Annotated in this window: 12 protein-coding genes and 1 pseudogene; 12 read left to right on the top strand and 1 reads right to left on the bottom strand. The window is 38.5% G+C overall.

Features of this window, described 5'->3' with window-relative positions:
* Nucleotides 1-168: 168 nt before the first annotated feature.
* From HRT50_RS09510 to HRT50_RS09460, 11 genes and pseudogenes are all read left to right on the top strand, one after another.
* Nucleotides 169-642, top strand: coding sequence for a TIR domain-containing protein (locus HRT50_RS09510; protein ID WP_291613799.1), 474 nt, complete (start codon nt 169-171; stop codon nt 640-642).
* 651 nt (nt 643-1293) lie between these two features.
* A complete protein-coding gene (locus tag HRT50_RS09505; protein ID WP_291613797.1) occupies nt 1294-1911 on the top strand; it encodes a methyltransferase domain-containing protein in 618 nt (205 codons plus the stop codon).
* Between the two features lie 195 nt (nt 1912-2106).
* The gene (locus HRT50_RS09500) at nt 2107-2991 is read left to right on the top strand and encodes a hypothetical protein (RefSeq protein WP_291613791.1); all 885 of its coding nucleotides are present in this window, start codon (nt 2107-2109) and stop codon (nt 2989-2991) included.
* Nucleotides 2992-3076: 85 nt separating this feature from the next.
* Complete coding sequence (locus HRT50_RS09495; protein ID WP_291613789.1) at nt 3077-3388, top strand: cupin domain-containing protein; 312 nt, start codon at nt 3077-3079, stop codon at nt 3386-3388.
* A 34-nt stretch (nt 3389-3422) separates the two neighbouring features.
* Nucleotides 3423-3787: pseudogene (locus HRT50_RS09490) on the top strand (MmcQ/YjbR family DNA-binding protein).
* Between the two features lie 57 nt (nt 3788-3844).
* Nucleotides 3845-4357, top strand: coding sequence for an HAD family hydrolase (locus HRT50_RS09485; protein ID WP_291613787.1), 513 nt, complete (start codon nt 3845-3847; stop codon nt 4355-4357).
* A gap of 9 nt (nt 4358-4366) precedes the next feature.
* Nucleotides 4367-4957, top strand: a complete 591-nt coding sequence (locus tag HRT50_RS09480) for a DUF4386 family protein (RefSeq protein ID WP_291613785.1) — start codon at nt 4367-4369, stop codon at nt 4955-4957.
* An 853-nt stretch (nt 4958-5810) separates the two neighbouring features.
* Nucleotides 5811-6074 carry a hypothetical protein gene (locus tag HRT50_RS09475; protein WP_291613784.1) on the top strand — a complete coding sequence of 88 codons (264 nt, stop codon included), beginning with the start codon at nt 5811-5813 and terminating at the stop codon, nt 6072-6074.
* A 168-nt stretch (nt 6075-6242) separates the two neighbouring features.
* Nucleotides 6243-6449 (top strand): hypothetical protein, encoded by a 207-nt coding sequence (locus tag HRT50_RS09470; protein ID WP_291613783.1) that lies wholly within the window; start codon nt 6243-6245, stop codon nt 6447-6449.
* A 53-nt stretch (nt 6450-6502) separates the two neighbouring features.
* On the top strand, nt 6503-7213 hold the full coding sequence (locus HRT50_RS09465; protein WP_291613782.1) for an NAD(P)H-dependent oxidoreductase: 711 nt from the start codon (nt 6503-6505) through the stop codon (nt 7211-7213).
* Between the two features lie 273 nt (nt 7214-7486).
* Nucleotides 7487-8275, top strand: coding sequence for a hypothetical protein (locus tag HRT50_RS09460; protein WP_291613781.1), 789 nt, complete (start codon nt 7487-7489; stop codon nt 8273-8275).
* An 83-nt stretch (nt 8276-8358) separates the two neighbouring features.
* Here HRT50_RS09460 and HRT50_RS09455 read toward each other — a convergent pair whose 3' ends face one another.
* Complete coding sequence (locus HRT50_RS09455) at nt 8359-9234, bottom strand: DMT family transporter (RefSeq protein WP_291613779.1); 876 nt, start codon at nt 9232-9234, stop codon at nt 8359-8361.
* 1026 nt (nt 9235-10260) lie between these two features.
* On the opposite strand from HRT50_RS09455, the gene HRT50_RS09450 reads away from it, so the two are divergent.
* On the top strand, nt 10261-13221 hold a 2961-nt coding region (locus HRT50_RS09450; RefSeq protein ID WP_291613777.1), incomplete at its 3' end, for a M43 family zinc metalloprotease.

Here is a 13221-nt window from a genome sequence, read left to right as displayed (position 1 = left end):
GTTTTTCTATTATTATTAGTTACTTACTTCTTGACATGGCGTGTAATGTTATTAATTAAATTGTTACGATAAAGTTAATTAAAAACGGTATAAGTAGATTTGTACTAAAACAGAATCAATAGACTGCTATACCTCTCAACAGTAACCAATTAGCTTAGGAATACAATAATGGGATTATCGAATGCTTTTGTAGGTTTTAGTAGTACAGATATTGATGATTACAGGTTGATGCAAGCATGGAGAGCTAACAACAATATTGATTTGGACTTTAATGATTGTCAGTTGAATGATGCTTTAGCTTCTGAAAATGAAGAGTTTATCAAAACCAAGTGTCGAGAGCGTATAAATATGGCCGATAAGTATGTCATGCTCATTGGCAAGGATACAAAAAGCAAACATAAGTATGTTCAATGGGAAGCTGAAGTTGCTATCGAGAAAGGTTGCACGATTATATGTGTCAATTTAGATGGCTCACGTGAAATGGTTAGGAATACATGTCCTCCGGTCATTCGTGATATGGGAGCTATTTTTGTAGCTTTCTCTCCTAGAATTGTAGCCCATGCCATTGAAAATTATAAGATGCGTGATGACTATGGTAATTATTATTTTAAAGATGAGTTATATAAAAGGTTAGGGGATTAAAAACTTAGGTAAAGTTGTTAGGTAGCGGATATGCTACCTTTTCCCAAGCTCTTTATATCAACATTTATTAGCAAGTTCTCTTGTTAATAGTTAGTATATCTATACTAAAAACATACTCTCTTATTCGCACTAAAAATGCGTAAGAATCATTGTAAAAAAATGCATAAACAGCTGCCTCATACCACTTTATTTCACATTTAACCAACAGCTATTAGTTACTTATAACGGTATTATTGAACATACGTTTCAAGCACAATAGCTAACTTATTAGCATTGTATCAAATAAAATAAAGTGGCCATTCAGTCGCTTGATTACATCGACTGAATGAGTATATTTAAGAACCGGCTTAATGGCTTATTTAACTAAGCCTGAAACACTGAAGCGTGTATAATGCGCTCAGTATTTTTCACCAATAGACAAACGATATGCTCGGCTACTACCTTCATACAATAAATGCCCAACAAGCGCTGGAGGCCATTGCTAAAGGACTGTCCTGCGTTATGCTCTCTACTGACCTGAATATTTCAGAGCAAGAATTTTCCATCATTGACCAAGAGCTAGTTCTCGACCAAGACAATAAACTCTCCATTAACGAACTGAAAAAAATCGTCAAGAAAACCCAACGTATCTACCTCTGCAGCGATGGTGATATGGAACCACTGGAAGACCGCAGCTCTGGTTACTACAAGCTAGTTCCTACCCAAGGTGCACCTTTGCTAGAAATTAGCGGCGTTAAAATGCATATATCCAAGGGTACAGACCCCTTTACCAGTGCTTCCGAAATGTCTCAACAGGCGGTGCGCAAAGGTGACAAGGTATTAGACTGCTGTAGCGGACTCGGCTACGCGGCCATAGCTGCCCACCGATTAGGTGCAAGCGAAGTGCTTACCATAGAACTGAGCCCTCAGGTAATTGGACTGCGCGCGCAAAACCCTTGGTCAAAAGATTTGGGCAATGACGGTATTGTACAACGTCAAGGCAGTAGCTATGAGCTGATAGGCACAATGCCTTCAATTTCATTCGATTCAGTAATTCACGATCCACCACGTTTTTCTCTCGCCGGCGAACTTTATAGCGAAGAATTCTACCGAGAAATTTGCCGTGTGCTACGTCCAGGCGGACGACTTTTTCATTACACTGGCAATCCACATGTAGTAAAGAAAGGCAGCAGCTTTGTTGATGGCGTCATCCGCCGATTAAAAGCAGCTGGTTTTAAGAACGTGGTCAAGGTAGAGCATCTGATGGGAGTCAGTGCACAGAAAAAATAGCATAGTAGCAGGCACCTTACCCGCGGGTGTATTATACCAATCAGACTAATTAACTGATCTGTTTGGTATTAGCTAACGCTAGCGCTAAAACTTAGATATAGTCATGAGCGACTAAGCTATGACTAATCCATTTTTTACACAACTATGAAACAATCACCGGACAGTCACTAAATAATAAATAAGGACTAGCAGTTAATGTTATCAACTTTTTTTAAAGCGAAACCTATTATTGATGAATCATCGAAAGAATGGATTTTTGATACTTTTTCTTGGTGTATGCAGCAACTTGACGGTGAGTTTCTTCAAAAAAATAGTGAGCTGATATTACCCAATAATTCTTTTTATCCGGGCAGTTCCAGCAGTGTTGATGAAATGGCGAATACTATTTTTTCTAATACTCTTAAGTATACTGGCATGACCTCATGGCCACTAAACTTGGTATCCAGTGATCATTTTGTGTCAAAGCCAATGCCGCAGTTGTTTTTTCAGTCTCGGCTGCGAGGTGAAAGCGCAAAGGTAAGCACGCAAGGCAATGCTAAAGCTACATCGAATATAAGCTACAAGGTAGAGGGTGAAGCAGTAATGCCTGGCTTAGACTTAGACCTAAAGTTAGACACAAACATAGACATTGCTTTTCACTCCAGTCAGCTGAACCAACCGCAAGATATGATTGCTTATTTTGTACAAATTCAGGCAGGTATTTTAGTGAATCAACATGATGCTCTTGCTTCAAGTGTAAGCGCTCCAAGTGGCAAAGAAGCATTGCCACAAACCATAGATTTAGTTGCCTGTTTTATGGGCTTTGGTGTTATTTTCGCTAATACAGCTTACCAATTTAAAGGTGGTTGTGGCTCATGTAACAACCGTAGCCTTAATCGACAAGCAGCATTACCTGAATTAGAAACGGTTTATGCCTTGGCCTTATTTTGTGTCATTAAAGGCATAGCGGTAAAACCAGTTAAGAAAGAATTAAAGTCTCACCTATACAAACCATTTCGCCAAGCACACAAAGAAATCACTCTGTATTTAGCACAAACGACTAATCCTGCCCATGCCTTGCTTAGCGAAAATATAAGCTAACTATTAACCACAAATCAGCCACTAATTATCTACTTATTAGTGAAACGGCTAGCTCTACTTAAATAATATTTAGAGGATTAAACTCGTGACCAATATATTTAGCAATATTCCTGCCGAACTAACTAATGAAATATTCGAAGATATCCTCATTACCGAAAAATTGAGGGTTGAGCGTATTGTCTCAAAGGGACAAACATCGCCAGAAACTGGTTGGTATGATCAAGATGAAAATGAATGGCTTATAGTCTTATCTGGTTATGGTGTCATTGAATATATTAATGGTGATAAGGTGACACTTAAGCAAGGTGATTACTTAAATATCAAAGCCCATGAACAGCATAGAGTGATTGAAACATCAGCTGATGAAGCAACAGTTTGGTTAGCTATTTTCTATTAAGTTTTATCAGTAAGTATCAAAGTGAGGCGTTATCATGAGCTACGATGAGTTTAATAAATTTTGTGGTTCTTTAGCTGAAACTAGCTATGTAATGCAATGGGGCAATTCACATGTTTGGAAAGTCGGTGGTAAAGTTTTTGCTATTGGTGGTTGGAGCCAAGACCAACAAGCTGCGTTTACCTTTAAAACCTCACCATTAAATTTCAGTTTTTTAAGTGAGTGTGATGGTTATAAACCAGCGCCCTACTTTGCTAATCGCGGCATGAAATGGATTCAGCAATTCGACAGTACAAAAGTAAAAGATGAAGAACTACAGTATTATCTCACCGAGTCCCATCGCTTAGTTTCACTTGGTTTAACCAAAAAAAACAAAAACAGCTTGGTTTAAATCAAGGCTAATATTTAAAAATACAGAGATAAAAGTATTTAACAGCAAACAATTTACACGGAGGTTTTATGATAAAGGTATACCTTTTTGATTGGGGCGACACTTTAATGGTCGACTTCCCTGATGCAAGCGGAAAAATGTGTGATTGGCAAAATGTTGAGGCAGTTTCTGGCGCAAAAGAAACTCTTGAAGCATTATCCAAACACTGCAAAATATATATTGCCACTGGCGCGGCCGACTCCACTACATTAGAAATTAAATTGGCTTTTGAGAGGGTAGGTTTAAGCCAATTCATCTCAGGTTATTTTTGTAAAGCTAACTTAGGTTTATCAAAAGGCAGTGCTGAATTTCTCCAAGCTATTTTGACAAAACTCAGTTTACCTGCCAAAAGTGTTGCCATGGTTGGTGATAATTTCGAAAAGGATATTAAACCAGCAACAGCTGTCGGCATGCAAGTATTCTGGCTTAGCCCAAATAATGAAGAACTTCAGCCAATTACTGATACTGATAATGTTAGCGTTAATGTCATTACAACGTTAAGTGCTTTGTACCCTAATCAGTGTAACCAATCACCTAGATAAGGAATAATCATGACCATACAAAAATGGGGTGGCATAGCGGCAATAACAGAAGCTTTCACTTATATATTTGGCTTTGTTTTATTTTTTGGTGTTCTAGATGCCAGCGGATATAACACACCTGAGCGTTATCTTGAGTTTATCATTGAGAATCGAGATACGTTTTTTATTGGCTATTTAGTGAGTGGGCTTTTATTCAGTTTTGCGCTTATTATCTTGGTGCAGTCTATTTATCAACGTTTTAAACAGGCTTCTCCTGAATTGATGAAATTCACCGCTATTGTAGGCTGCCTTTGGGTTTTCCTTGTGCTGGCAAGTAGTTTGATTTTCCTTACCAGTCTTGCTGCGATAGTCAAATACCATGCCTTAGATTCAGAACAAACGCTGATAATTTACCGCACTATTTCTATTGTTGTTGACGCATTAGGTGGTGGCATTGAGCTCGTTGGTGCCGTGTGGCTATTGGCGATTAGCTACGTGGGTTTAAAGAGTAAAATATTTTACGCTTGGCTACATTATTGGGGTACTTTGGTTGCTGTTGCCGGGATTTTAACGCTTTTTCAGGACTTTTCTTTTTATCAAAAAATCCTTTTTTTGAGCTGACTACTGCACTCTTTGGTTTAGGGCAGATCCTTTGGTTTTTAGCTTTTGGTATAGCCTTACTAAAAGAAACACCGGCCTCAACAGAGTAGATAGCTACAGTAAATGAAGTGACTGCAACTTAACAAGCAAAAACAACTTATTACCAGTGTTCGATACATGGAAATATTTCGATATGATTGAAGCAAGCTGTCACTGTGGTCAAACATATAATGATTGTAAGGGCTGGACAGCAGAAGACATTGAAGATGCAATTAATGCAGGGCTAGTTGATTAACGATAATAAACTAGACTAATTTTCTACTTATGATTGCTTTTAATACAACTAATCATTAGGCAAACCTTGCTGCGGGCTTAAACATTTAGCCCGCTCAATTTCTCTCAGTAATTTACCTACGAGAACCTATCTACGAAAATTCCCTACAAAAAATCACCTATAAATATCTAGCTACGAATACCCGAAAACGCTCCCCTGCTTAACTCATTTTACAAAAAGTTATTTTAGCTGATGGGCTATTTCCTCGCCGATTTTATCTATAAAGCCATTCTCTTTGATGTCATTGTTAGTGTCGAGCATAGCGGTAAAGCTTTAGCTAAAAATTTATAGGCTTATAAACTTAGTTAAGTATCACCAGGGGCTTAAAGTAGTAAAACACTTAGAGTAATATTGTTTACCTAATATGAAATCATTTTATCTCGACTTGGCTTTCTCTACTGACCTAGGTGGTATAAGGTTAATGCGCCATATCAATTCTGGTCAAGTCAATTACGATCAAGTTAATTGTGTTCAAGTCACTGGCAAGTAGGTCATCGGTTGATAAATACCGGTTTATAAAAAGAAGGTTAGCTTAGGTAAATGGAAAATATTTTTGCGCACTATGCCATAGATTGGCTCGCTATATCGTTAAGTTTATATGGCGCTTATTTACTGGGTAACAAACTAAAAATTGGCTTTGTAGTTTTTGCTATATCGAACGTATTCTGGATTATTTTAGGAGTATTTTTTATGTCTAGCTACGGCATGGCATTAGGAAACTTCGCCTTTTTACTGCTTAATGTCCGGGGCTATATACATTGGAACAAAGTCAGCTTTGCAACAAAGACAGATGATGTGGAATGATAAAAAACCGCTCAATCAGGACAAAAAACCGTTTTCTGTGTTTTAATCTTGGCTCAACTGTCACTGCCAAGCTTATTTAGCAATCTAAAAAAATAAATTAATTAAACTCATTTAAGTTAACGCCAATTATTTAAATTTACCCTAGGCGTTATACGTAAGGAAAGTAGTATGTCTCAACCTAACAATAGCAATACCCTTATGTCTTCTGTTTCTGGCGCTTTATTTGGTGGTGGTATCGCAGGAGTATTTATGGCTTCATATTATTTTATTGATGATGTGATGTTTAATAATGCTCACCAATATGCAGTATTTTATTTAATCACTGGTGCTTGTGCAATTTATGCATCCAACTCGATAAAAAAAGTTAATAAGTAATTACTATAAACTTAAGAAAACCTTGATAAAAACCTGCGCACTAGCGGTACCTAATGGCAAAGCTATTGAAGCCGGTATTGGAGACTATATTGGAAAAGACATTGAATATTCTACTGGTCAGTAGTAGCCAAAGAGATGACTCTAAAAGCTTTGCGGTCGCGCAATATCTACAAACGAATATATTGAATGATATGCAAGGTGTTGAGTCATCAATCTTAGACTTATCACGTTACCCGGTTTTATTAGACCACTATGGTATAGGCAGAGAGACTACCGATAAAGGCGGAATAAATAGAGACGACTCTACATCATTAATTAATAATAAAGATACGGTATTAAAGCAATTATATAGCTGTGATGCGGTAGTGTTTATTACCCCTGAATGGGGCGGCATGATCCCCCCTGCCCTAGTTAACTTATTATTGTTAACTGCTAATGGCTCGGCCAACGGTTTACCTCTAGGCCACAAGCCAGCTTTCGCCATAGGGGTTTCAGCCACTGGTGGTGGTAGCAACCCTATATCCTTGTTAAAAGGTTATGCCGCCAAAAATAGTCACCTTACTTGGTTACCCTTACATGCCATTGTGCAAAATGTTGATGACTTCTTAGCCCAAGGCTGGGCACCAGAATTGGATAACCGATTCTCGCAAGTACAATCACGCTTGTTGGTCGGCTTAAAAAGCTTAACTATTTACGCCAAGCAATTATCTGGTGTGCGAGAAGAGTTAGTTGAGCTATCAAAAGTACATCCTTTTGGTCAATAAAATTCTCATGACCAGCAGCAGCTAAGCTACGATTAAATTATGTAAGCAGAATCAGCACTAACCAATACCAGCCCCTACTAGCTGATCAATGAATTATAGCTGCCACAACACATTGATTAGCCCAATCACTCTTCTTCAAATTTAACCATACAGTTCAATGGCTTTATAACTATTTACCCTCAATAGTTGACACCGCCCTAGCATTTGATAAATTCTATGCAGCCAAATTTTATTTATCGATATCATCAAACCAATTAAGGTGCTTTAGCTTACATGTTTCTCATTTCAATAATTGTTTTTTCCTTGTTTATGCTCGGTATTTTTGTTGATTATGTCACAACAAAAAGAGAGAAGAATCAAGTAGATAAAAACAAAAAGATTGTTAAGTTACAGTCTGTATTCTTTAAAGGACAACACTTACTCAATGGTCGCTTATGTTTGCCTTTAACCGTATTGAGTTCAGTAGTTTGTTTACAAAGAACCTTGGCTGCGTTGAACGCTATCATCAGGCTTGAGTCAACAGTGCACCGAATTGAAGTAAAGGCCGATTTAGATAAAAAGCTGGCTAACTTTAATTCTCTTCCGGCAACACAAGCGCATTTTTATGCTTTACTAGCACTTCCTCAAAATCTTAAAGAGCAAGTCAAGATGCTTAAAAGTAGTACTTTATTAGTCATGATTTTGAAGGTAGAGCAATCAAATGGCTATGTCTCTATCGACAGTAATCAAGCTGAAGTTGATCAATTAGACATATTAAATACTAGGCTAAGATCTTCTATTTATGGTCTGCAAGCAATGGAAATGCTCGAGAAAAAAAGTTATGGCAAGTCGAAAGCTCTAAGCGATAAAGCCATGGCATTGTTAGTCGGGATAAAATGTGACAATGAAGAGGTAACTCAATTTGTTGATGAGCAAGTAGCAGAGCTTCAGTTAATAAACGATGGCATTACCGGTGTCATAGATGAAAAAAATCATACTTTTTATGATAAATTTAAAGATGAAGCGAGATTACAAGACGGAAGTAATGACGGGCTACACCGGGCGGTAAATTATGACATGTAAGTCATGACCTATAAATTAATGTTCTCAGCTGCTGACACTAATAAGTGCATTAAGTAAACCGAGAAAAATACGCTAATTAGCAACTAGCGCTTCCATAAGACATTCACTAACGCACCGACCATAATGAAGCTACCACCAATGATGGTAGTAAACACTGGCACTTCACTAAAATACGCCCAACCAATAAAGACTGAAAATAGCACTTGTACATAAGAATAAGCCGTTGCTTTACTCGCATCGGCACTATTGAGTGCTTTTGTTAAACCAACCTGCCCTACTTGGGTAAATATGCCAATTAAAATGAGTAACCCTGTCGCCGCTAAACTCGGTACAACAAAATCGTCACCCAACAATATTATTGAAATGGGCAAGGCTATTAGTGGGAAGTAAAAGATAATGACCGAGCTGTCATCAGTCTTGGTCAACTTTTTAATAATTATATAAGCAACTGCACTACCTAAAGCACCGAGCACGCCGGCGCCAATGCTTAGCCATGGGTAATGTACACCGCTGTCTATTTGTAAATTTGGCTGAATAATAATAAATAAGCCAATCAAGCTAATGACAATACAAGCTATGGTTGAGCGCTGTATCACTTCTTTCAAAAAGAACAACGCCAAAATAGCGGTAAATATAGGATGTAAATATTGTAATACTGTCGCTTCGGCTAGCGGTAAAGTTGTTACCGCATAGTATACAAACATTAGAGCAAACGTACCGACAGCACCGCGGGCAATCAGCAGGATTTTATTATGTCCCCAGATGGAAATCTTTTTACGCTTAATGTCTGCGTAACTAATAAAACCCGACACTATGGCGCGGGCGGCAACAATTTCCAGTACTGGAATACCTAAACCACTGACCTCTTTTACACAGGCAGCCATTAAGGCGAAGCCTAAAGCCGAAATCAACATATACCAAACACTCATTGGTACTGAATTTTTTATGGTGGTAAACATTTACTGTGGTACTCGAATAGGTAAGAAAGAGAGTTAGCTTGATGAACGAGCGCTATTCTACCCCATGAAGGCTAATAAAAAAGGCTTAAGGTCAATTAAGCTTAAGCCTTTTAAGTTATCAAAAGTTTGAGCTAACTTGAGTACTTGCTAACTAGTCAATTTTTTAACAATACTTTAGGGGCTGTTTATCTTTCGCTGTTAAATTTTGTTCGAGCTAAAAGCGGGCGTGGCAATTAATACCAATTCCAATAAGTTTCTTCCCACTCAGCGAGAGTTAAAAGGCTTAGAGGCAAGGCATTGATTGAAGAGAATGGTATTCCCTTGTCAAAATCAATAACGCAGGCTGTAAGCCTTTTAAACTCGCCCTTCGGGAGTTTGTCAGCGATTAGATAACCGCACAGAATTTCTTTGATATAGAGTGACTATATACAAAAAAATTATATTTGTTCTCAAAACGCTGACAAGCTCTGAGTGAGAACAAACTTAATGGAATTGGTATAAAGCTTCAGTTAATGCTGTCGTAACAGCAAAATTTACAATTGATAAGTTCATGTTAAAAAACCAAAGACAAATAGGGATCATTATTACTATCGTTTGATGTATTAATACAACCCACCACCGCCATTAATTACATCTTTTAACGATATAGTTAGAACTTATTGATCTATTCGTAGTTTTCTTACTTTCAATAACTGAATCTTTGTTGATGTTTTGCTCGCGATGCCGCTAGCCCAATAACTATCCTTTTTTAATGACTACCATTTCGGCGTTATTAAAATGTAATATTTGTTAAATAAGCTAAAGATATAAGATATACAATATACCTAATATTGTTTATGATGATTTTCGCTACAAAGTTCGTCTAATTTATAGTCATTAAGTTTTGCACAACTTTCTTGATAGCGAGTTAACCGATAACAACAACAAATCATTGATACCCAATACTTTTATAGTGAATTCGTAACTTATGGACAAGATAAGTAACTGGCTATCAGATAAAAATATAATAATAACCAAGGATAGAAAATGAGTCTCATCAACAATAAAGTCATGAGTCTGTCTATGTTAATGGTGCTATGTGCATCTTTAACTGCTGTAGCGGGAAAGCAAACGCCTGAGAATGGCTTAGCTAAACAATTAAAAGTAAAGACAAGCAAACAAGCCGCACCGATTAAACAAAAAACACTGGTGAAGGGAAAAAGCTTAACAAAAAGTCAGCTAAAAAGTCGCAATGTTCATCAGTCTAGTATTAGTGCAGCAAACCAAGTCTGTGCCATTGATGACAACGGCCAAGACTGGAATAAATTACAAAAAAAATTAAACAAAGAGCTTAAACAATTTACTTTGTCATCAAGAAAAAAAAGTAGGTCGTTATCAAATAGATCATTAGCAAGTAGCCTTTTGGCAAGTAGTAGCGCCTTAACAATAGAAGATAATGGCGTTGCCGGACGATATTATATCCCGGTGGTATTTCACGTTTATGGTGAGAACTTCACCTGTGATGATGCTGCACAAAGCTGTTTAACTGATGCAAAGATCATTGATGCATTACAACGCTTGAATGAAGACTTCCTTGGTACCAATACTCAAGATGGTCCCATTGCCCCGCAATTTCAAGCCATTCGTGACAACTTAAATGTTGAGTTTGTTTTAGCGAAAAAATCACCTACTGGCGCTGACTCCACAGGTATTGTGCGCTACGGTCGTGAGCAAGCAGGTTACGGTAATGGCAGTGGCGCTGATACTGCCATTGCTGCCGATGCTTGGGACAACTTTAAATACATGAACGTTTATATTATGAACGACTTGTACGATGATGGCTCAACCAACAACTCTGGTGTTGCTTGGTATCCTGATCTAACTATGACGCAAGCTAATACTTCGCGCGTAGTTTATAACGGTTGGTATGTTGGTGATAATACCGATGAGAATTTCCGCTCGGTATTAACCCATGAATTTGGCCATTGGTTGAATTTACCTCATACCTTTGCCGGCAATAGCTGTTCATTAGCAAACGAAACTTTTTGTGGTTTAACCGGTGATAGAAGCTGTGATACCCCACAAATGTCGTTATCAACTGACATGTATGAAAACTCACCAAACTGTCTTGGTCAGCCGACCAACACCGAGAATTTCATGCACTATACCAGCAACTACGCCATGTTTACTCAAGGCCAAGTAGCACGTATGACTGCCGCTTTGCATGGTGATGCACGTTCGACACTTTGGTCAAACGACAACCTAATTGCTACCGGTTTAACTGCATATACTAGCAATGCAGATCATCCATGGGATGGTATTTCAGGCACTGATAATGGCCCAACGGGTGAGCTTATCGCTAGCTTTGATAACTTATCAGCACAAAAAGATGCCATTGATACTTTTGTTGTTGATGCACCTGTTGGTACTGAAGCTTTAGCCTTTTACTTATCTGGTTATAGTCAAGACCCTGATATGTATGTATCGCTTGGTCAAGCACCTACCCTACTCGCAGATGGCTCATGGCAGGCGGATTACATTTCGTTTTTATCTGCAGCAACGCCAGAGTTTATCGGCGTTTTAGGACCCAAAACAACTGATTCATATTATGCCACTGTGCATGCTTTTAGCGAATATGATCAAGCTAACTTACAAGTACTAGCCGTTGAAGATCCTTTATTAGCTGCCGGTAGCAAACGCTACCATGTTGTTAAGCAAAGCGGTTTATGGTCGCCAGCAGGTGTTGCCGCTAAAAACTTTCAATTTACTATCCCTGATAGCGCAGAGAAAGTCGTGATCGTTTTTGCCGGAGCTTATGGCGGCGATCCTGATATGTATGTTAGCCGTAATAAAGCAGTAGATATGGATAGCGCCGATTGTAAGCCCTTCAGTGCAGCTAAATTAGCCGAATACTGTGAGTTTGCTCAAGGCGGTACCTTTAACATAATGATCGACCCATTTGCTGAATATTGGGATGGTCAGTTACATGTTTATTATGAAACGAAAGATGATGCCAATCAGCCACCTTTCGCTAATACAACGCCAACTTACCAAGCAATGCTTGACCATGAAGTGCACTTTAAAGGTGACTCATCAACGGATGTTGATGGCAGTATTGTCAGCTACCAATGGGACTTTGGTAACGGCGATAGCAGCACAGCAATTAATCCTATTTATATCTATAACCAACTTGGTCAGTATCAAGCATCTTTAACTGTTACCGATGATATGGGTATAAGTAGCACAACTAATACTCAAGTTGATATCACGTTATATAACCCAAATGATGCTGTGTTATGTGATGGTTGTAGCCGTGTCTATTTAGCTGAAGAAATTGGTTTATCTGCTGCGAAAGGTAGTGAACCACGTACTTATAAATTTAGTGTGCCAACAGCTGCTTCACTAGTGGTTATCGAGATTGTTGCTGGTTCAAGTGGCGATCCTGACTTACATGTTAGCCAAAATAAAGCGGTATCTATTGAGTCATTTACTTGTCGTCCTTGGGAAGGTCCTGGTGCATTAGAGAGCTGCCAGTTCAATGAAGGTGGCATATTTAATGTCATGATTGACCCGTTTGATGCTTACAGTGAAGTGACTTTTAAAGCTTATTACGACATTAGAGATGATGCCGACCATTCGATGCCTAACGAGTTACCCATTGCGCAAGCAGGTACAAGTTATACCGGTTTTACCGGCAACGCCTTAATGCTTAGTAGTGCGGGTTCATTTGATCAAGATGGTCAGATTGTTAGTTACTTATGGAACTTAGGTGATGGTAGTACTAGTGACTTGGAAAACCCTGAACATAACTACGCTCAAACTGGTCAGTATAATATCAGCTTAACGGTTACCGATAACGATGGCGCAACTGCTATGGCAACTGCGACAGTTATTATAAACCCAGCGGGTGATATGGATGGCGACGGCGATGTTGATAGAAATGACATGCGCGCTTTATCAATGGCAATTCGTCGTGGTGAGCAGCTAGACCTAGCTTTCGATATTAAC

Source organism: Colwellia sp. (assembly GCF_013215345.1).
Taxonomy (GTDB): Bacteria; Pseudomonadota; Gammaproteobacteria; order Enterobacterales; family Alteromonadaceae; genus Colwellia.
This window is presented reverse-complemented; position numbering and strand designations above follow the sequence as displayed.